This is a genomic window from Streptomyces sp. cmx-4-9, assembly GCF_046548835.1.
In the GTDB taxonomy this organism is placed as follows: domain Bacteria; phylum Actinomycetota; class Actinomycetes; order Streptomycetales; family Streptomycetaceae; genus Streptomyces.
The window spans coordinates 26471-45068 of the sequence record NZ_JAEBEE010000002.1; the positions used below are offsets into that span (position 1 = coordinate 26471).

20 protein-coding genes and 1 pseudogene are annotated in these 18598 nt (G+C 73.1%); 12 read left to right on the plus strand and 9 right to left on the minus strand.

From position 1 onward, the window contains the following. Positions 1 to 34 precede the first annotated feature (34 nt). Positions 35 to 937 carry a LysR substrate-binding domain-containing protein gene (locus ACLJTM_RS05975; RefSeq protein WP_411102322.1) on the plus strand — a complete coding sequence of 301 codons (903 nt, stop codon included), beginning with the start codon at positions 35 to 37 and terminating at the stop codon, positions 935 to 937. A 10-nt stretch (positions 938 to 947) separates the two neighbouring features. On the opposite strand, the gene ACLJTM_RS05980 is transcribed toward ACLJTM_RS05975, so the two are convergent. Then, positions 948 to 1421 carry a pyridoxamine 5'-phosphate oxidase family protein gene (locus ACLJTM_RS05980; RefSeq protein WP_411102323.1) on the minus strand — a complete coding sequence of 158 codons (474 nt, stop codon included), beginning with the start codon at positions 1419 to 1421 and terminating at the stop codon, positions 948 to 950. Positions 1422 to 1446: 25 nt separating this feature from the next. On the opposite strand from ACLJTM_RS05980, the gene ACLJTM_RS05985 reads away from it, so the two are divergent. The 8 genes from ACLJTM_RS05985 to ACLJTM_RS06020 all read left to right on the plus strand — a co-directional run bounded on the left by ACLJTM_RS05985 (position 1447) and on the right by ACLJTM_RS06020 (position 8132). After that, the gene (locus ACLJTM_RS05985; RefSeq protein WP_411102324.1) at positions 1447 to 2112 is read left to right on the plus strand and encodes a cysteine hydrolase family protein; all 666 of its coding nucleotides are present in this window, start codon (positions 1447 to 1449) and stop codon (positions 2110 to 2112) included. 18 nt (positions 2113 to 2130) lie between these two features. Next, a complete protein-coding gene (locus ACLJTM_RS05990; protein WP_411102325.1) occupies positions 2131 to 2970 on the plus strand; it encodes a HipA family kinase in 840 nt (279 codons plus the stop codon). Further along, positions 2967 to 3350 (plus strand): DUF3037 domain-containing protein, encoded by a 384-nt coding sequence (locus tag ACLJTM_RS05995; RefSeq protein WP_411102326.1) that lies wholly within the window; start codon positions 2967 to 2969, stop codon positions 3348 to 3350. The genes ACLJTM_RS05990 and ACLJTM_RS05995 overlap by 4 nt, the downstream gene beginning before the upstream one ends. A 131-nt stretch (positions 3351 to 3481) precedes the next feature. Beyond that, a complete protein-coding gene (gene fabG, locus ACLJTM_RS06000) occupies positions 3482 to 4243 on the plus strand; it encodes a 3-oxoacyl-ACP reductase FabG (RefSeq protein WP_411102327.1) in 762 nt (253 codons plus the stop codon). A gap of 28 nt (positions 4244 to 4271) precedes the next feature. Then, a complete protein-coding gene (locus ACLJTM_RS06005; RefSeq protein WP_411102328.1) occupies positions 4272 to 5033 on the plus strand; it encodes an SDR family oxidoreductase in 762 nt (253 codons plus the stop codon). A 152-nt stretch (positions 5034 to 5185) separates the two neighbouring features. After that, positions 5186 to 6769 (plus strand): ABC transporter substrate-binding protein, encoded by a 1584-nt coding sequence (locus ACLJTM_RS06010; protein WP_411102329.1) that lies wholly within the window; start codon positions 5186 to 5188, stop codon positions 6767 to 6769. 88 nt (positions 6770 to 6857) lie between these two features. After that, positions 6858 to 7526, plus strand: a complete 669-nt coding sequence (locus ACLJTM_RS06015; RefSeq protein WP_411103255.1) for a uracil-DNA glycosylase — start codon at positions 6858 to 6860, stop codon at positions 7524 to 7526. Between the two features lie 93 nt (positions 7527 to 7619). After that, positions 7620 to 8132 carry a hypothetical protein gene (locus tag ACLJTM_RS06020; protein WP_411102330.1) on the plus strand — a complete coding sequence of 171 codons (513 nt, stop codon included), beginning with the start codon at positions 7620 to 7622 and terminating at the stop codon, positions 8130 to 8132. A 24-nt stretch (positions 8133 to 8156) separates the two neighbouring features. On the opposite strand, the gene ACLJTM_RS06025 is transcribed toward ACLJTM_RS06020, so the two are convergent. From ACLJTM_RS06025 to ACLJTM_RS06035, 3 genes are all read right to left on the minus strand, one after another. Next, the gene (locus ACLJTM_RS06025) at positions 8157 to 9572 is read right to left on the minus strand and encodes a hypothetical protein (protein WP_411102331.1); all 1416 of its coding nucleotides are present in this window, start codon (positions 9570 to 9572) and stop codon (positions 8157 to 8159) included. 125 nt (positions 9573 to 9697) lie between these two features. Continuing rightward, positions 9698 to 10234 (minus strand): hypothetical protein, encoded by a 537-nt coding sequence (locus ACLJTM_RS06030; protein ID WP_411102332.1) that lies wholly within the window; start codon positions 10232 to 10234, stop codon positions 9698 to 9700. Positions 10235 to 10374: 140 nt separating this feature from the next. Beyond that, a complete protein-coding gene (locus ACLJTM_RS06035) occupies positions 10375 to 10899 on the minus strand; it encodes a DinB family protein (protein ID WP_411102333.1) in 525 nt (174 codons plus the stop codon). A gap of 98 nt (positions 10900 to 10997) precedes the next feature. Between ACLJTM_RS06035 and ACLJTM_RS06040 the strand changes: the two genes are divergently transcribed. Beyond that, the gene (locus ACLJTM_RS06040) at positions 10998 to 11903 is read left to right on the plus strand and encodes a Gfo/Idh/MocA family protein (protein WP_411102334.1); all 906 of its coding nucleotides are present in this window, start codon (positions 10998 to 11000) and stop codon (positions 11901 to 11903) included. Here the strand turns inward: ACLJTM_RS06040 and lnt are convergent. The 5 genes and pseudogenes from lnt to ACLJTM_RS06065 form a co-directional block, all read right to left on the minus strand. Further along, positions 11848 to 13397, minus strand: a pseudogene (gene lnt, locus ACLJTM_RS06045) (apolipoprotein N-acyltransferase). The gene ACLJTM_RS06040 and the pseudogene lnt sit on opposite strands and share 56 nt — an antisense overlap. A gap of 65 nt (positions 13398 to 13462) precedes the next feature. Continuing rightward, the gene (locus ACLJTM_RS06050) at positions 13463 to 13963 is read right to left on the minus strand and encodes a nuclear transport factor 2 family protein (protein WP_411102335.1); all 501 of its coding nucleotides are present in this window, start codon (positions 13961 to 13963) and stop codon (positions 13463 to 13465) included. Positions 13964 to 14043: 80 nt separating this feature from the next. Continuing rightward, positions 14044 to 14220, minus strand: a complete 177-nt coding sequence (locus ACLJTM_RS06055) for a hypothetical protein (protein ID WP_411102337.1) — start codon at positions 14218 to 14220, stop codon at positions 14044 to 14046. Positions 14221 to 14377: 157 nt separating this feature from the next. Further along, a complete protein-coding gene (locus ACLJTM_RS06060; RefSeq protein WP_411102338.1) occupies positions 14378 to 15256 on the minus strand; it encodes an undecaprenyl-diphosphate phosphatase in 879 nt (292 codons plus the stop codon). Positions 15257 to 15304: 48 nt separating this feature from the next. After that, positions 15305 to 16033 carry a TVP38/TMEM64 family protein gene (locus ACLJTM_RS06065; protein WP_411102340.1) on the minus strand — a complete coding sequence of 243 codons (729 nt, stop codon included), beginning with the start codon at positions 16031 to 16033 and terminating at the stop codon, positions 15305 to 15307. Positions 16034 to 16450: 417 nt separating this feature from the next. Here ACLJTM_RS06065 and tuf point away from each other — a divergent pair, with 417 nt between their 5' ends. Both tuf and ACLJTM_RS06075 read left to right on the plus strand, forming a co-directional pair. Beyond that, positions 16451 to 17629 carry an elongation factor Tu gene (gene tuf, locus ACLJTM_RS06070; RefSeq protein ID WP_411102342.1) on the plus strand — a complete coding sequence of 393 codons (1179 nt, stop codon included), beginning with the start codon at positions 16451 to 16453 and terminating at the stop codon, positions 17627 to 17629. A gap of 79 nt (positions 17630 to 17708) precedes the next feature. Beyond that, a complete protein-coding gene (locus ACLJTM_RS06075; RefSeq protein WP_411102344.1) occupies positions 17709 to 18554 on the plus strand; it encodes a patatin-like phospholipase family protein in 846 nt (281 codons plus the stop codon). Positions 18555 to 18598 lie beyond the last annotated feature (44 nt).

Here is an 18598-nt window from a genome sequence, read left to right on the forward strand (position 1 = left end):
GAGTTCATGGCAGTGACGGCGTAGCATCACTTACATGTTGAACCTGGAGCGCCTGCGCACCCTCGACGCCCTCGCCCGGCACGGCTCGGTCAGCGGGGCCGCCGACGGGCTCCACGTCACCACCTCCGCCGTGTCCCAGCAGATGGCCAAGCTGGAACGCGAGGTCGGCCAGCCGCTGGTCGCCCGCAACGGGCGCGGGGTCCGGCTCACCGACGCGGGCCGGCTGCTCGCCGACCACGCCGCCCGGATCATCTCCCAGGTGGAGCTCGCCCAGGCCGATGTCGAGGCCCGGCGCGGCTGCGCCGTCGGCGAGCTGCGGATCGGCGCCTTCCCGACCGCCATGCGCGGGCTGCTCCCGCAGGTCCTGTCCGCCCTGCGCGCGGACCATCCGGAGCTCCGGGTCCGGGTGCGCGAGCAGGAGCCGGAGGAGAGCATGGCGGCGGTCGTGCGCGGGGACCTGGACCTCGCCCTCGCCATCGACTGGTACAACAAGCGGATGCCGGTCCCGGCCGAGCTGACCCGGGCGCACCTGCTCGACGACTCCGCCGACATCGCGGTCCCGGCCGGGCACCCGCTCGCCGGCTGCGCCGAGGTCTCGCTCGCCGAGCTCGCCGCCGACGACTGGATCTCCTGGAACGAGGGCCAGTTCTGCCACGAGTGGCTGGTCTACACCCTGCGCGGTACGGGCATCGAGCCGCGGATCACCCACATCGCCGAGGAGCACCACACCCAGCTGGCCTTCGTCGAGGCCGGGCTCGGGGTGTGCGTGGCGCCGCGACTGGGGCGCGGCCCGGTGCCGGACGGCGTCCGCCTGCTGCCCGTGGCCGACTCCGTCCACCGCCACGTGTACGCGGTCTGGCGGGCCGACGCCGACCGGCGCCCCTCCGTCCGGGCAGCCGTCGACGCACTGCAGCGGGCCGCCGCCCGCCAGGTGTGACCCGGCAGCCCTACAGCTTGCGGAAGTCCCACGAGACCACCGACTCCGGGGTGAGGCGGATCCAGGCGTGACGCCCGTCATGCGGCATCTCCTCGATGCCGAAGTTCTTGACCGGGAAGATCCTCTCCGCCTCGGCCAGTTCAGGGCACGGTTCGCCGGTGCGCGGGGCCTCGCCCACGAAGACGGCCGTGCCGGACAGCTCCACGCCGCGCAGCTCGTCGTAGGCCTCGCCCGCGTCCACGACCACCGAGATCCGCGGATCCGCGCGCAGGTCGGACCAGCGGCGGCTGCGGGTGATCGAGTACAGCCACAGCGACGTGCCGTCCCAGGCGAACCACAGGGCGCCCACGTGCGGCCGCCCGTCGGGCGAGACGGTCGCCACCCGGCACGTCCTCTGCTCCCTCAGGAAGGCGTCCACCTCGGCCCCGGTCATCATGATCCGGCGCCCGCGCCGCTGCGTGCGGTCCGCGCGTGTCTCGTCCATCAGCCGTGCACCCCTTCACATCTGATTGTGTGTCAGGAATCATGGGCGCTCTTCCGTCGCCACGCCAGGGGGAGCCGTGCCCGAACTCGATCCCGCCACCACCGCGCTGCTCACCGTCGAGTGCCAGAACGGGGTGGTCGGAACCGAGAGCGCCCTGCCCGAACTCGCCAAGGAAGCCCGGGAGTCCGGGATGCTCGACCGGATCGCCGCCCTCGCCGACGCCGCCCGCGGGGCCGGCGTGCAGGTGGTCCACGCGGTCGCCGAGCGGCGCCCGGACGGGCTCGGCGCCAACACCAACGCGCGGCTGTTCCGCGCCGCCGGCAGGCTGCCCGTACGGCAGCTGACCGGCAGCGCGGCCGTACAGGTGGCGGCGCCCATCACGGTGTCCGGGCAGGACCTCGTCGTCCGCCGGCTGCACGGCCTCTCCCCGATGGCCGGGACCGACCTGGACGCGCTCCTGCGCAATCTCGGCATCCGCACCCTCGTGGTCACCGGGGTCTCCTCGAACATCGCCATCCCGAACACCGTCTTCGACGCGGTGAACCTCGGCTACCAGGTCGTTGTCCCGGCCGACGCCATCGCCGGGGTGCCCGCCGCCTGCACCGGCGAGGTGATCCGCAACTCCCTGGCGCTGGTCGCGGCCATCACCACGGCACAAGACCTCCTCAGCCAGTGGGCTCCCGCGCCCTGACCCCCGTAACCTGGGCGGATGCTGTCCGAAGTGATCGCGACCCGCTACGTCACGCCCCTGCGTGAGGGCGGCTCGCTCCCGGGAATCGTCGAGGCCGACGACCTCGGTACCTACGTCATGAAGTTCACCGGAGCCGGCCAGGGCCGCAAGACCCTGGTCGCCGAAGTCATCTGCGGCCGCCTGGCCCAGCGGCTGGGCCTGCGGGTCCCGCGGCTGGTCCGGATGCAGCTCGACCCCGTCATCGGGCTCGGCGAGCCCGACCAGGAGGTCCAGGAGCTGCTCAAGGCCAGCGGCGGACTGAACCTCGGCATGGACTACCTGCCGGGCTCGATCGGCTTCGACCCGCTCGCCTACCAGGTGGACCCGGTCGAGGCGGGCCGCGTGGTCTGGTTCGACGCGCTGATCAACAACGTCGACCGGTCCTGGCGGAACCCGAACATGCTGGTCTGGCACGGGGACCTCTGGCTCATCGACCACGGCGCCACCATGATCTGGCACCACAACTGGCCCACGGCCGAGGCCGCGTCCGCCAAGCCGTACAACGCCTCCGACCATGTACTGGCCCCCGTGGGACCGGACATCGAAGCCGCGGCCGCCGCGCTCGCCCCGCAGGTCACCGAGGAACTCCTCACCGAGGTGGCGGCCGACGTCCCGGACGAGTGGCTGGTGGACGAGCCCGGCTTCGACTCCACGGACGCGCTGCGCCGGGCCTATGTGGAGGCGCTGCTGCCGCGCGCGGCCACGATCCACGAAAGGATCTCGACGACGGCCGAGGTGAGGCCGCGGTCCGGCCCGCCCGGCTGGCTCGCCGAGCGCCTCGCCCCCCAGCCCAACCGGAAGAAGAGCGACAGCGAGTGATCAAGCGGGACGTGTTCGAGTACGCGCTGGTGCGCGTGGTGCCCCGGATGGAACGCGGCGAGTGCTTCAACGCGGGTGTGATCGTCTACTGCCGAGCGCACTCCTACGTCGCCGCGCGCATCCACCTCGACGAGGCGAAGCTCCTCGCCCTGGACCCCGGGGCCGACGTGGCCGGGGTCCGGGCCGCCCTGCGCGGGGTCGAGGGGGTGTGCGGCGGAGGCGAGCAGGCGGGCCAGGCCGCCGGTGACGACCCCGGGCGGCGGTTCCGCTGGCTCATCGCCCCGCGCAGCACGGTGGTGCAGCCCGGCCCGGTGCACACCGGTCTGACCGCCGACCCCGCGGCGGAGGTGGAACGGCTCCTGGACCTGCTGGTGCGCTGAGCGGCGCGGTCCGCGCGCGGGGCGGCCACCGTTGACACCGGGTGCCATGCCTCCTAGCGTCTCCTCAGCTGAAGCTACTAAGCGGTTGCTCACCTCAGGGCGGCCGTCTCTCAAGGGCGAGGAGATCCAGCATGTCCACCACCGAGCAGCGCGTCGCGATCGTGACCGGGGCGGCCCGGGGCATCGGCGCGGCCACCGCCGTACGCCTGGCCGCCGAGGGCCGCGCGGTCGCCGTACTCGATCTCGACGAGGCGGCCTGCAAGGACACCGTGGAGGCGATCACGGCGGCCGGCGGCCGGGCCCTGGCCGTGGGCTGCGACGTCTCCGACGCCGCGCAGGTGGAGGCGGCCGTCGCGCGCGTCGCCGGCGAGCTGGGCGCCCCGACGATCCTGGTCAACAACGCTGGCGTGCTGCGCGACAACCTGCTGTTCAAGATGAGCGAGACGGACTGGGACACCGTCATGAACGTGCACCTGCGCGGTGCGTTCCTGATGGCGAAGGCCTGTCAGAAGCACATGGTGGAGGCCGGGTTCGGCCGCATCGTGAACCTCTCCAGCAGCTCGGCCCTCGGCAACCGCGGCCAGGCCAACTACGCGGCCGCCAAGGCGGGCCTGCAGGGCTTCACCAAGACCTTGGCCATCGAGCTCGGCAAGTTCGGCGTCACCGCGAACGCCGTCGCGCCCGGTTTCATCGTCACCGAGATGACCGCCCAGACCGCCGCCCGCGTCGGCATGGGCTTCGAGGAGTTCCAGGCGGCCGCCGCCACCCAGATCCCCGTACAGCGCGTCGGCTTCCCCGAGGACATCGCGAACGCCATCGCCTTCTTCACCGGTGAAGCCGCCGGCTTCGTCTCCGGCCAGGTCATGTACGTGGCCGGCGGCCCGCTCAACTGACGCGCTCCCGAGAGGCAGGTCGCAGCTCATGACGTACGACGGTATCGACAGCGGCAAGGTCGCACTGATCACCGGAGCCAGCCGGGGCATCGGCTACGGGATCGCCGAGGCGCTGGTCGCCCGCGGCGACCGGCTCTGCATCACCGGGCGCAGCGAGGACGCCCTCAAGGAGGCCGTCGAGCGGCTCGGCGCCGACCGGGTGATCGGGGTGGCCGGAAAGGCGCACGACGAGGCCCACCAGGCCGTCGCCGTGGAGCGGACGATGGAGGCCTTCGGCCGGGTCGACTTCCTGGTGAACAACGCCGGCACCAATCCGGTCTTCGGCCCGATCGCGGACCTCGACCTCGGGGTCGCGCGCAAGGTGTTCGAGACGAATGTGATCTCGGCGCTCGGTTTCGCCCAGCGGACCTGGCACGCCTGGCAGAAGGACAACGGCGGCGCGATCGTGAACATCGCCTCGATCGCCGGGCTCTCGGCTTCGCCCTTCATCGGGGCGTACGGGATCAGCAAGGCGGCGATGGTGAACCTGACGATCCAGCTCGCCCACGAGATGGCCCCCGGGGTCCGGGTGAACGCGATCGCCCCCGCGGTGGTCAAGACGAAGTTCGCCCAGGCCCTCTACGAAGGCCGGGAGGAGGAGGCCGCGGCCGCCTATCCGCTCGGCCGGCTCGGGGTGCCGGAGGACATCGGCGGGGCCACCGCATTTCTCACCTCGGCCCAAGCGGAATGGATCACTGGGCAAACTCTGGTGATCGATGGAGGAATGTTCCTCAATGCCGGAGTGCATTGACCGATAATCGGACGCAGTTCGCTCGAAAAGAGCGACAAATGCATACCGAATATGCACGGAACCGGTCAAGTGCCCCACGGAACCACCTCATTGGTTTCGTGGGGCACTGCGGTAGGGTCTGCCGCACCCCTGGCTGATCGAGGAGCGTGCACGTGTTCAACCGGACCAGATGCCTGCAGATCACTGCGGCCCTTGCGTCCATATCCCTGCTCGCCGGATGCGGCCTTCTCTCGGAGGACGACGGCGAGGACGCCAAGCGGATCGTCGTGGGCACGACCAGCGCCCCGAGCACTCTCGACCCGGCGGCGGCGTGGGACGGCTCCTGGGAGCTGTACCGGAACGTCTACCAGACCCTGCTGGCCTTCCCCACCGGCTCCACCAAGCCCCAGCCGGACGCCGCCCAGAACTGCGAGTTCACGGACACGGCGAACCAGGCGTACCGGTGCACGCTCCGCAAGGGCCTGAAGTTCTCCAACGGCGAGCCCCTCGACGCCAAGGCCGTGAAGCACTCCCTGGACCGGATCAAGACCATCGGGTCCAAGGTCGGCCCCAAGGACCTCTTCGGCAGCCTGCAGAAGATCGAGACCCCCGACGCGCTGACGGTCGTCTTCCACCTGAGCACCGCCGACGCCACCTTCCCCTACGTCCTCGGCTCGCCCGCCGCCTCGCTGGTCGCCCCCAAGGACTACCCCGCGGACAAGGTCCGCTCGGACGGCAAGATCACCGGCTCCGGCCCCTACGTCCTGGACTCGTACAAGGAGGGCGCGGAGTCCGTCCTCAGCCGCAACGACAGCTACACGGGCTTCGCCAACCGCCGCAACGGGGCCGTGACGATCCGGTACTTCACCGAGTCCACGAAGATGGTCTCCGCGCTCAAGGACAAGGAGATCGACGCCACCTACCGAGGCTTGTCGGCTCCGGAGATCAGGGACCTCCAGACCCCCGAATCGCACGCGCAGGGCGTCCAGGTCGTCGAGAACGTCGGCGCCGAGATCCGCTACCTCGTCTTCAACCCCAAGGACCCGGCGGTCAACAAGCTCCCGGTCCGCCAGGCGATCGCGCAGATCATCGACCGCGGGGAACTCGTCTCGAAGGTGTACCAAGGCACCGCCGAGCCGCTGTACTCGATGGTCCCCAAGGGCGTCGTCGGCCACAAGACGCCCTTCTACGACCAGTACGGCCACTCGGACGTGGAGAAGGCCAGGAAGATCCTCAAGGAAGCCGGGATCACCCAGCCGGTCGAGCTGACCTTCTGGTACACCACCGACCGGTACGGCTCCTCCACGGCCGACGAGTTCACCGAGCTCAAGCGGCAGCTGGACGAGAGCAAGCTCTTCAAGATCACCCTGCGCAGCCAGCCCTGGAAGGCCTTCCAGGAGGGCTACAAGAACGGCGAGTACCCGATCTTCGGCCGCGGCTGGTTCCCCGACTTCCCGGACCCGGACAACTTCATCGCGCCGTTCGTCGGCAAGGAGAACGCGGTCGGCACCCCGTACGAGCCCGCCGACATCCTGAACGACATCCTCCCCAAGACCCGCCGCGAAAGCGACCGGTCGGCCGGGGTCCGCGAGTTCGAGCAGGCCCAGCAGACCTTTGCCCAGGACGTCCGGCTGCTGCCGCTGTGGCAGGGCAAGCTGTACGTCGCCGCCCGGGAGGACATCGCGGGCGCCGAGCGGGCGCTGGACCCGCAGACCGCCATGCAGATGTGGGAGCTCCACCGCAAGACCAGTTGGTGACCGCGGGCGGCGGGGTCGTTGTCAGTGGCCGCCGGTAGGTTCTGAGCAGTTGCACGAACTTGTACCGGAGGTTGTCGCCGTGACCCAGATGCTGCCCGAGTCCTGGCTCCCCGTCCTCGGCGGGGAGCTGGAGCAGCCCTACTTCAAGGAACTCACCGAGTTCGTCGAGAAGGAACGGGCGAACGGGCCGGTCTACCCGCCCCGCGAAGAGGTCTTCGCGGCCCTGGCCGCCACCCCCTTCGACCAGGTGAAGGTGCTCGTCCTCGGCCAGGACCCCTACCACGGCGCCGGCCAGGGCCACGGCCTGTGCTTCTCCGTGCGGCCCGGGGTCAGGACCCCTCCCTCGCTGCGCAACATCTACAAGGAGATGAAGGAGGAGCTCGGCCTGCCCGTCCCGGACAACGGGTACCTGATGCCGTGGGCGGAGCAGGGCGTCCTGCTGCTGAACGCGGTCCTCACGGTCCGCGAGGCCGAGCCCAACTCCCACAAGGGCAAGGGCTGGGAGAAGTTCACCGACGCGGTCATCCGCGCGGTCTCCGAGCGGCCCGACCCGGCCGTCTTCGTGCTGTGGGGGGCCTACGCCCAGAAGAAGCTCCCGCTGATCGACGAGGAGCGGCACGTCGTCGTCAAGGGCGCCCACCCCTCCCCGCTGTCGGCCAAGAAGTTCTTCGGGTCCCGGCCCTTCACCCGGATCAACGAAGCCGTGGCCGCCCAGGGCCATGAGCCGATCGACTGGCGGATCCCGGACCTCGGCTGAGCTCCCACGCGCCTCGGCGCCATTGCCGGTGCCTCCGGCTAACTTCTTGATGATCGGACCGGAGAAGGTCCGGCAGACAAGCCGGAGGCCCCCTTGACGGAGCAGCAGGAGGCGTCGGAGGACGCCGTCATGACCAGGATCGGCCAGGCGGTCATCCTGCTCCACGCAGGGGACCGCGAGGAGGCCCGCAACCGGCTCGGCGCCCTGTGGTCCGAGATCGGCGAGGCCGGGGACCCGCTCCACCGCTGCACGCTCGCCCACTACCTGGCCGACGCCCAGGACGACCCCGCCGACGAACTGGCCTGGGACCTGCGCGCGCTGACCGCCGCCGACGCGATCCGCGACGCGCCCGCGGCGGGCCCCGAGCCGCACCTCGCGATGCAGGTGTTCTACCCGTCCCTGCACCTGAGCGTCGCCGCCGACTACGTCAAGCTGCACCGCGCCGACGCGGCCCGGGTGCACCTCGCCCGGGCCCGCGCGGCCAGCGGGGCCCTGCCCCATGACGGCTACGGCAACGGCGTACGGGCCGCCCTCGTCCGATTGGAGCGGCGCCTGGCCGAAGGACCCGGGAAAGGCCCGCGGCCCTTCCCCGAGCAGTCTCCCTGAGCCGCCTCGTGCGGACCGCCCACGTCAGGGCCGCCCCCGGCGCAGCGAGACGCGCAGGTTGTCCGCCTCGTCCCGGGCCACGAACAGGGCCGCGCCGTCGAGGCCGGTGTGCTCGGGGACCAGGACCCCCGCACCGAGCGCCTCGACCGCCGGATCGGGGGAGCCCAGGCTGATCCGCGCGGTGACGCGCGGAGCGTCGGAGTCCACCAGCCCGTAGGCCGTGCCGTCGTCGCCGACCGCCAGGACGTCGACGGACTTGCGGTTTCCGTCGCCCTGCAGGCAGACGCCCTTGCCGCGCTCGATGTCGAAGGCGACGGGCCCGGCGGCCAGGAAGCGCCCCGACGGGGAGGCGACCACCGGATGGTCGGTGCGGCCGCGGTAGGAGATGCCGCTCAGCTGCTCGGAGTACGCGCACTCCATACGGGCCAGCAGGCGGCCCGAGTCCAGGTCGTGGACCGACCAGGTGGGGGCCGTGCTGCTGCCGTTCTTCCCCTCGTTCTCCCACTCGGCAAGGAAGCGGCCGCCCGCCACTCCGTACACGCCGCCGTTCCAGACCTTCCAGGAGCCGGCCTTCGCGGCAACCCCCTCGGGCCGGACGGCGTCGCTGAACCAGCGTCCCGGTACGCCGAACCCGCCGCCGAGGCCGACCAGCGGTCCGGCGGCGCCGGCCGCCAGCACCCGCGCGGAGCAGTGCGGGCGCTCGCACTGCGGCAGCAGGGCGGCCGGCTGGTCGTAGGGGGTGACGGAACCCGTGACCAGGTCGGCCGCGGCCGACCACTGCGGGTAGTCCCCCTGCTCCCCGTACGCGACGAGCACCCGGCCGCCCCGCGCCTGGACGACCACCTCGCCTGCGGTCGCGTGCACGGGGACGTCGATCTCGCGCAGCGGCGCAAGGTCCTTCCCCTTGGCCTCGGCGGGGTACACCGCGAGGCGGACCACCTCGGTCCCCTCGTGCAGGTCGTCCTTGCCCGTGATGCCGTGCGCGGCCAGGACGACGAACCGCTGCCCGCCCTGCTCGACGCCCAGGACCTTGGGGACGAGGGCGTGCTCCTTGGCGTCGGGCTTGGGAACGGGGCGCTGCCAGGGTCGGGAGGACCACAGGGGCTCACCCGAGGCTGCGGAGTCCACGCGGACGGTGAAACCGCCGTCCGCCCGGTCCACCACGGCGACCGCCCGGGCCCCCGGTACCACCGCGACCGGATACTGCGCGTTCTGCGGCACCCAGGTGAGCGTCCGGTCCCAGCCCCGGGTTCCGTCCCAGGCCGCCGGCACGGTGAGCCGGGCCGTCTGCTGCGGAGTGGCCGAGGCCTCGGCCGCCCCGCCCCCGGCGCCCTTGCCGGCCTCTCCGTCCCCGTCCCCGCCGCCGCAGCCGGTCAGCAGCGCGGCGGCCAGCACCGAGGCCACGGCGGCCTGCCCAGCATGTTTCGAACGCTTCACCATCGTCGGTGTCCCCCTGTGACGTACATGATCAAGACACCGGGACGGTACCAACGCTGACGGACCGTCGGCTGATCGGGTCCCCGGGCAGGCGGGCGGCAAGGCGCCCGGCCGGGCGGCCTGGTCGCTCAATCGGTGTGGACGCCCGCGCAGATGCGGGCCTCGGGGCTGTCCGGGTGCCACCGGCCGTGCCGGCGGCCCAGCGCGCACACGTCGGCGGGGCGCACCGGCAGCTCCCGCAGCAGTTCCTGCGGCGCCGACGACCCGGGCCGGGGCCGGTGCGGCCGGCCGCCCGGGTGCTTGACCGTGCGGCCGGCGGGATCCGCCGGCGCGGCGGCCGCGGAAGCCGGCGGCGCTGCGGGCGCCCGGGTCGCCGCCTCCCGCGGGGCGGGGGTGGAGACCGGGCCGGCCGGGCCCGGGACCGCGGGCCGGGCGGACTGCTCCGGCGCCGCCTCCAGGGCCTCCAGGGCCTCCAGGGCGGGAGCCTGGACGACCACGGGCAGGTTCACCGGGCCGCCGCGGGGGCCGTGCTGCGGCGGCGTCCCCGAGGACGGGCGGGTCGGGGGCTGCGCGGGGCCTGGGCTCACGTTCACACAGCCGGTGACGGCCGAGACGGCGCAGGCGGCGCCGAGCAGCAGCGTGGTCGTGGTTCGGGTGGGATGCACCCGGGCAACTCTGCTGCGTGAACCCCCCGTTGCAGAAACCCGCGGTGCAAAATCACCCCGCACGGGTGATGCGCAGGACGGTGACCGGCGGATCCGCCGCGGCCGCCCGCGGCCCCGCCCGGGGCGCGGATCCCGCGCGGCTACTCGCCCGTGGCGCCGTCGATCTGCTCGCGCAGCAGATCGGCATGGCCGTTGTGGCGTGCGTACTCCTCGATCAGGTGGGTGTACACCCAGCGCAGGTTGAACACCTCGCCGCGGTGGTGGCTTGCCGGATCCGACCGGTGGTCCAGGGAAAGGCCCTTGACGGCTTGCCGGGCCAGCTCGATCTCGGTCTGCCACACCTGCTCGGCGCGCGCCCAGGTGTCGCCGTCGGTGACGTGGAAGTCGCCGTCGGGGTCCTCGCTCGTGCAGAACAGCTCGGGCAGGTCCTCACCCAGGATGATCTCCCGGAACCAGTACCGCTCCACCTCGGCCAGGTGCCGTACGAGGCCCAGGAGGGACAGTTCCGACGGCGGCAGCGCGGCGCGGCGCAGCTGCTCGTCGGACAGCCCCTCGCACTTCCAGGCCAGGGTGGAGCGGTGGTAGTCGAGCCAGCCGTCCAGCATCTCCCGCTCGTCGGCGGTGGTGGAGGGTTCGGGGCGGTGTGATCCGGAGTTGGTGGTCATGGACCCATCCTCGGCGAAGCGGGGCCCGCCCCACCAGGGATTAAGCTGCTGGCGTCCCACAAAGGGGCGCATCAGGGCAACGCACCAGGAGGCTCCCGGTGAAGGTCGGCTGCATCGGACTCGGCGACATCGCGCAGAAGGCGTACCTGCCCGTCCTCACCACCCGCCCGGGGGTCGAGCTGCACCTGCAGACCCGTACCCCCGCCACCTTGCAGCGGGTCGGTGCGGAGCACCGCGTCCCGGCCGGGCGCCTGCACACGGATCTCGGCGCACTGCTGGCCGAAGGGTTGGACGCCGCCTTCGTGCACGCACCGACCGCCGCCCACCCCGAGATCGTCACCCGGCTGCTGGAGGCGGGTGTGCCGACCTACGTGGACAAGCCGCTCGCCTACGCGTACGCGGACTCCCGGCGCCTGGTGGAACTGGCCGAGGAGCGCGGGGTGTCGCTGGCCGTCGGCTTCAACCGCCGCCACGCGCCCGGCTACGCGCAGTGCGCCGACCACTCGCGCGAGCTGATCGTCATGCAGAAGAACCGGATCGGCCTGCCCGAGGACCCGCGCACGCTGGTGCTGGACGACTTCATCCACGTCGTCGACACCCTGCGGTTCCTCCTGCCGGGGGAGGCCGAACACGTCGACGTCCGCGCCGTGGTGCGGGACGGGCTCATGCACCAGGTCGTCCTGCAGATGTCCGGCGAGGGGTTCATCGCGCTCGGCATCATGAACCGGCTGTCCGGCTCCAACGAGGAGGTGCTGGAGGTCTCCGGGCAGGACACCAAGCGGCAGGTCGTCAACCTCGCCGAGGTCATCGACCACAAGGGACAGCCGACCGTGCGCCGCCGCGGCGACTGGGTGCCGGTCGCCCGCCAGCGCGGCATCGAACAGGTCGTGGACGCCTTCCTGGAGGGCGTCGCCGCCGGACGGACGCTCAGCGCACGGGACGCGCTGCTCACCCACGAGTTGTGCGAGCGGGTGGTGCGCTCGGCTCTGGACCAGGCCTCCTGAGCGCGCGGTACCCCGCGGCCGCGCAGTAGGCGGCCAGGGCGGCCAGCGCCGCACCGACCGGCCAGTCCCCGAAGCGGAGGTACACGGTCGCCCCGCGGGCCAGCGGGACCTCGTACACGGCCGCGGTGCTCGCCGTGGTGGGCAGGGGTGCGCCGATCCGCTCCCCGGAGGGGCCGTGCACGGCGCTGATGCCGGTGAGGGTGGCGTGCACCACCGGCCGACCGCTCTCGGCGGCCCGCAGGGCGGCCAGCGAGGCGTGCTGGGCCGGGGCCCAGCTGTCCTGGAAGCTGGAGGTGGCCGACTGCGCCACGAGCAGGTCCGCTCCCTCGCGGGCCAGGTGGCGGCTCATGTCGGGGAAGGCCGACTCGAAGCACACGAGCGGCCCGACCCGCACGCCCCCGGGGAGGCCCATGACCACGGGGCCCTGCCGGGCACCCGGTCCTCGCCGGCCGCCTTCCCGACGGACGTGGCCCAGCCGAGCAGGGCGCGGGCCGGCACGTACTCCCCGAAGGGCACCAGCCGCATCTTGTCGTACCGCGCACCGGTCGGCCCGGAGGGGCCGACGAGCACCGAGCTCTTGTGGATCCCCGGCCGGTCCGAGCGGCGCGCGTCCACGTTCACCAGCAGCGGCGCCCCGAGCTGCGCGGACAGGGCCGCCAGCCGCCCGGCCAGGTCCGGTCGGGCCGCCAGGTCGGCCCCGACGCTGCTCTCGCCCCACACCACCAGGTCCGGGCCCGGCCCCGACCCGGCCAGTGCCCGGGTGAGGCGCTCCCCGGTGTCGAAGCGCTGCTCCGCGCCGTCCTCGCCGACCACCTGCCCCGGCTGGACCACGGCCACCCGCAGTACGCCCGAGACCTCGGGCCGCGGAACCCACAGCCACACCGCCCCCGTGAGGAGCGCGCCCCCGGCCACCGCGGCCACCGCCGGGACCCGGGCCGCGGGCACTGCCAGGAGCAGGACCAGCGCGCAGTTCACCCCGACCACCACCAGGCTCACCAGCCACACGCCGCCCACCGATGCCAGCCGCAGCGCGGGCGGCACCTGCCACTGGCTGGCCCCCAGCAGCCCCCAGGGCCCGCCCAGCCCCTGCCAGGACCGCACCAGCTCCGACAGCAGCCACCCCGCCGGTACGAGGACCAGCGCGGCCCCCGCCCGCCCGGCCGCCGGGACCCCGCCGAGGAGCTGCCGCACCAGCAGGGCCCACGGGATCCACAGCAGCCCCAGCAGGGCGGCCAGCGGCACCAGGAACACGTGCAGGCTGGGCAGCAGCCAGTGGTGGACGGCCACGATGAACGCGGCGCCGCCCAGCCAGCCCTCCAGGGCCGCCCGCCGCCCGGTGGCGGCCGACCTCAGCAGCAGCATCCACGGCACCAGGGCGGCATGGGCGAACCACCACAGGGCGGGCGCCGGGAAGGCGAGGGCGGGCAGGGCTCCGCAGGCGACGGCGGCGGCGGCACGCCACCGCGCGGACCGAGCGTCGGGAACCGGGACCATGGCACGCCTCCGCGTCCAGTGTGGCAGTGCCGTCCGGCCCGGGCGGGCCGGCGGCGGCGCGGCGCTCACAGGGAGAGGTGGCGCCATTTCTCGTGCACGGTGACGCGGGTGAGCCGCCACCCGTCAGGGGTGCGCGCGAGGAGGAAGGTGTAGCGCCCGGCGGCGACAAAGTTCGGGGCGGTGGGGGCGTCGGGCGCCCGCGCACCGCTGCTCCCGGCGCCGTCGGCCTCCTCCGGTCCGGCCAGCCGCATCGGATTGACGAAGTCCGCCTGCACCTCGGCGCGGTCGCCCGGTCCGCCGCCGGGGTCCTCCAGGCGCACCAGCCGGTTCACGACCAGGTGCTGGCGCACCGGGAACAGCTTCAGGGTCTCCGCCAGCCAGCCGGCCACCTCGCCGGCCGGGCCCTCGATACCGCCCGCCGAGCGGTAGTCCGCCCGGCCCCCGGCGGTGAACAGGGCGCGGTAGGCCGCCCAGTCGCCGTCGTCCACGGCCACCGCGTAACCCGTGACCACCTCGTCGACGGCCAGCCGGTCCATCACGGCCGCCAGGTCCACACGCTGCGTCATCGGGTCAGTGTGCGGCTGCGGGCGACGGACGCCAAGGGGCGGGATCCGGCGGGATCGCCGAAAACGCCCCGCCGGGCCGGTCAGTGACCGGAACGCACCTCCCGCTGCCGGACCACGACGAGGAACGCGTCACTGTCCAGGTCCATGACCACCTCCGCGGCCACGCCCTCGCGCATCCGCTGCGCCGCGTACTCCTCGGCGGGCCAGCTTCCCCGCGGACTTCCGGCCGGAAAACGCTCCAGCACCACTCGACCCATTGGGACACCCCCTGCTGCTTGCCTTCAGGTCTCTGCTGGCACAACGACGCGGAGGCCGCCCGGGAACGTTCCCGAACGGCCTCCGGTTCACGCGAAGCGGTGATGCGGGGCCGGACCGGCCTGGCGGCACGGTCCGCGGAAGACGGCCGAAGACGGCCTAGGAGCCGGACTCGCCCGCGTGCGGGCTGAGGACGTCCGTGCCGATCAGGGCGAAGAGCAGGATGCCGAGGGCGATGCGGTAGATCACGAACGGCATGAAGCTCTTGGTCGAGATGAACTTCATGAACCACGCGATCACCACGTAGCCCACGAAGAAGGCGATGACCGTCGCGAAGATCGTCGGGCCCCACGCGATGTGGCCCGGGGTCTCCACGACGTCCTTGATCTCGAACGCCCCGGAAGCCAGCACCGCGGGGATGGCGAGGAGGAAGGAGTACCGCGCCGCGGCCTCGCGGGTGAAGCCGAGCAGCAGACCGCCGGAGATGGTGGCGCCGGAGCGCGAGACGCCGGGGATCAGGGCCATGGCCTGGCAGAGGCCGAAGACCAGGCCGTCCTTGACGCCGAGTTCGGCCAGGGTCTTGCGTTCGCGGACCGCCCGGTGCCGGCCGCCTTCCTCGTCGCGGGCCGCCAGCCGGTCGGCGACGCCGAGCACGATGCCCATCACGATCAGGGTGGTGGCCGTCAGCCGCAGATCGCGGGCCGGACCCACGATCGCGTCCTTGAACACCAGGCCGAGGACGCCGATCGGGATCGATCCGACGATCACCAGCCAGCCCATCTTCGCGTCCTGCTCGGAGCGGAGGGCCTGGGTGTGGAGGGAGCGGAACCACGTGGAGATGATCCGCGCGATGTCCTTGCGGAAGTAGATCAGCACGGCGGCCTCGGTGCCGATCTGGGTGATCGCCGTGAAGGCCGCTCCGGGATCGTGCCAGCCGGCGAACGCCGCGGTCAGCCGCAGGTGGGCGCTGGAGGAGATCGGGAGGAACTCCGTAAGCCCCTGGACGAGACCGAGGATTAGGGATTCGAACCAGCTCATGTCGGGGTGCGCTCGTCCTTGTGATCGTCGGGCAGTTCGGGTCCGATGCTAGGGCCCGTGCGAGGCGCCGCTGACCACAGGGGGGTGCAGGGGCGTCAGTTCGTACGCTGCGACGGGTGTGCGAGGGGGTGCCAGCCGGTGCCGCTTGCGCCACGCGACGCCTCCCGCGACCACCAGGGAGACGGCGATGAAGCCGAACGAGGCCAGGAAAGCGGGCGATCCGGGTGAGGAGGCGCTGGCACCCGCGATCACGTAGGCGGCGGTGTTCGGGACCACCCCGAGCGTCGTGGCCAGCAGGAAGGGGGACCAGCCGCAGCGCGAGACGGCCGCGCAGTAGTTGGCCACCACGAAGGGCACGCCGGGGAAGAGCCGCACCGCGAGCATCGAACGGAAGCCGTGCCGGCTGAGCTGGCCGTCGGCCGCCTCCAGCCAGCGGCCGCGCAGGAAGGGCCGCAGGGCCTCCTGGCCCATGACCCGGCCCAGGCCGAAGGCGATACCCGCGCCGAGGACCGTGCCGCCGACCGCCGCCGGCAGGCCGGACTGCGCCCCGAAGACGGCGCCCGCGGCAAGGTTCAGCAGGGGGCGGGGCACGAAGGCCGCCGCGCACACCCCGTACACGGCGGCGAACAACGCCACGGCCGCACCCACCGGCAGCCCGGGCGGCCAGCCCTCCGAGAGGATGCGCTGCGGCTCGAACAGCAGCACACAGGTCCCGGCGGCCACCAGCAGCACGACGAGCAGCGACAGCCGGACGCGCGGGGCAAGGAGGAGGGACATCCCGGGAGACTAACCGACGCATGCGGCGCCGCGCCGTCATCCGTGTCTCACCCCGGCGGACCCCCGGCGGCTCCCGGCCCCCGCCGTGCGGGGTCCCGGCGGGACCGGCCCGCTGCCCGGTGCCCCGCCGCCGTCCGGGCACAGCGCGCGCCCCAGGGCTGCGGGGCGGAGGGAAATTCGCTCGACGGGCGGCTGCCCGTCCGGCAGGATCCGAGGCATGTCCCGGTACGCCTTCCCCGCAGCGCCGTCCGCAGTCGCGGACGCGCCGAAGGCTGCCGCAAACGCAGGTGCACCTGCCCCGGCCGCATTCTACGGCGCACGAAGCTGACCCTTCCCGGATCGTCCGGCGGACCCCGCAGGGGGAGGGTCGGTCGGCTCCAGGGGTCCCCTCACGGTTTCGAGCCACGGGACATCATCATGGCCAAGACGGCCTTCGTGCGGACCAAGCCGCACCTCAACATCGGCACCATGGGTCACGTCGACCACGGCAAGACCACCCTCACCGCCGCCATCACCAAGGTCCTCGCCGAGCGCGGCGGCGCCTCCTTCGTGCCCTTCGACCGGATCGACCGGGCCCCCGAGGAGGCCCGCCGCGGCATCACCATCAACCTCACGCACGTCGAGTACGAGACCGACACCCGGCACTACGCCCACGTGGACATGCCCGGCCACGCGGACTACGTCAAGAACATGGTCACCGGCGCCGCGCAGCTCGACGGGGCCATCCTCGTCGTCTCCGCGCTCGACGGGGTCATGCCGCAGACGGCCGAGCACGTGCTGCTCGCCCGCCAGGTGGGCGTCGACCACATCGTGGTGGCCCTCAACAAGGCCGACGCCGCGGACCCGGAGCTCGCCGACCTGGTCGAGCTGGAGGTCCGCGAGCTCCTCACCGCGCACGGCTACGGCGGCGACGCCGCGCCCGTCGTACGGGTCTCCGGGCTCGGCGCGCTGGAGGGCGACCCACGCTGGACGGGGGCGGTCGAGGCGCTGCTGGACGCGGTGGACACCTACGTGCCGATGCCGGTGCGGTACACCGACGCGCCGTTCCTGCTCCCGGTGGAGAACGTGCTGACGATCACCGGACGCGGCACCGTCGTGACCGGGGCCGTCGAGCGGGGCCGCGTCGCCCTCGGCGACCGCGTGACCCTGCACGGCGGCGGCGACGACGTCACCGCGGTCGTCACCGGACTGGAGACCTTCGGCAAGCCGATGGAGTCCGCCGAGGCCGGGGACAACGTGGCGCTGCTGCTGCGCGGGGTCCAGCGCCACCAGGTGCGCCGCGGGGACGTGGCGGCCGCGCCCGGGAGCGTCAGCCCGAAGCGGCGCTTCACCGCGCAGGTGTACGTGCTCTCCGCCCGCGAGGGCGGCCGGACGACCCCGGTCGCCAGTGGATACCGGCCGCAGTTCTACATCCGGACCGCCGACGTGGTCGCGGAGGTGGACCTCGGGGAGGCCGGCGTCGCCCGGCCGGGGGAGACGGTCACCATGACGGTCGAGCTCGGACGGGACGTGCCCCTGGAGGCAGGCCTCGGCTTCGCGATCCGGGAGGGCGGGCGGACCGTCGGGGCGGGCACGGTGACCACCGTGCTCGGCTGATCCGGCCCCCTCTGTGGTGACGGCGGCCCGGCTGCGTCAGACTGCCGTCACCACGGGCGGACACGGAGGGCGGGCGGGGATGAGCGGCAAGAGCGCACTGGTGCTGGGCGGCGGCGGACTGACCGGCATCGGATGGGAGTGCGGGATCCTCTACGGCCTCGCGCGCGCCGGCGTCGACCTCACCGGAGCCGACCTCGTCGTCGGCACCTCCGCGGGTTCGGTCGTCGGCGCCCAGCTGACCTCCGGACTGCTCACCTCCCAGGAGCTGTACGAGCGCCAGCTCGGCGAGGCCGCCGGGGAGAGCGCGGCGCGGCTGGGGGCCGGGGTGCTCGCCCGGTACGCCCTGGCCATGGCGCGCTCGCGCACCCCGGCCGCCTACCGGCAGCGGGTCGGCGCGATGGCCCTGGCCGCCCGGACCACCGGGGAGGGCGAACGGCGCGAGATCCTGGCGGCCCGGCTCGTCTCGCACCGCTGGCCCGAGCGGCGGCTCGTCGTCACCGCGGTCGACGCCCTCACCGGCGAGCCCGCCGACTTCGACCGGGAGAGCGGGGCCGGGCTCGTCGACGCGGTGTCCGCGAGCTGCGCCGTGCCCGGGGTCTGGCCGCCGGTGACGGTCGGCGGACGCCGGTTCATCGACGGCGGCGTCCGCTCCGCCACCAACGCGGACCTGGCCGCCGGCCATGCGCGCGTGGTGATCCTGGCCCCCCTCTCGCTCGGCTCCGGGCTGGTCCCCTCGCCCGCCGCGCAGGCCGCCCGGCTGCGTGCGGCGGGGGCGCGGGTGCTGCTGATCACCCCGTCCCCCGCGGCCCGCAAGACCTTCGGCCGCAACGTCCTGGACCCGGCCCGCCGGGACCCGGCCGCGCGGGCCGGCCTCGCGCAGGCCGCGGCGCACGCAGCCGAGGCCGCCGCCGTCTGGTCGTCCTGAAGGGCCCGACAATGGCGGGGTGAGCGAAGAACAGATCCCGGTGT

Excerpts from the sequence above, each read along its gene's own strand:
- ACLJTM_RS05975 (WP_411102322.1), top strand. The coding sequence starts at position 35 with ATGTTGAACCTGGAGCGCCTGCGCACCCTCGACGCCCTCGCCCGGCAC.
- ACLJTM_RS05980 (WP_411102323.1), bottom strand. The coding sequence starts at position 1,421 with ATGGACGAGACACGCGCGGACCGCACGCAGCGGCGCGGGCGCCGGATC.
- ACLJTM_RS05990 (WP_411102325.1), top strand. The coding sequence starts at position 2,131 with ATGCTGTCCGAAGTGATCGCGACCCGCTACGTCACGCCCCTGCGTGAG.
- fabG (WP_411102327.1), top strand. The coding sequence starts at position 3,482 with ATGTCCACCACCGAGCAGCGCGTCGCGATCGTGACCGGGGCGGCCCGG.
- ACLJTM_RS06005 (WP_411102328.1), top strand. The coding sequence starts at position 4,272 with ATGACGTACGACGGTATCGACAGCGGCAAGGTCGCACTGATCACCGGA.
- ACLJTM_RS06015 (WP_411103255.1), top strand. The coding sequence starts at position 6,858 with ATGCTGCCCGAGTCCTGGCTCCCCGTCCTCGGCGGGGAGCTGGAGCAG.
- ACLJTM_RS06025 (WP_411102331.1), bottom strand. The coding sequence starts at position 9,572 with ATGGTGAAGCGTTCGAAACATGCTGGGCAGGCCGCCGTGGCCTCGGTG.
- ACLJTM_RS06035 (WP_411102333.1), bottom strand. The coding sequence starts at position 10,899 with ATGACCACCAACTCCGGATCACACCGCCCCGAACCCTCCACCACCGCC.
- ACLJTM_RS06050 (WP_411102335.1), bottom strand. The coding sequence starts at position 13,963 with ATGACGCAGCGTGTGGACCTGGCGGCCGTGATGGACCGGCTGGCCGTC.
- ACLJTM_RS06055 (WP_411102337.1), bottom strand. The coding sequence starts at position 14,220 with ATGGGTCGAGTGGTGCTGGAGCGTTTTCCGGCCGGAAGTCCGCGGGGA.
- ACLJTM_RS06060 (WP_411102338.1), bottom strand. The coding sequence starts at position 15,256 with ATGAGCTGGTTCGAATCCCTAATCCTCGGTCTCGTCCAGGGGCTTACG.
- ACLJTM_RS06065 (WP_411102340.1), bottom strand. The coding sequence starts at position 16,033 with ATGTCCCTCCTCCTTGCCCCGCGCGTCCGGCTGTCGCTGCTCGTCGTG.
- tuf (WP_411102342.1), top strand. The coding sequence starts at position 16,451 with ATGGCCAAGACGGCCTTCGTGCGGACCAAGCCGCACCTCAACATCGGC.
- ACLJTM_RS06075 (WP_411102344.1), top strand. The coding sequence starts at position 17,709 with ATGAGCGGCAAGAGCGCACTGGTGCTGGGCGGCGGCGGACTGACCGGC.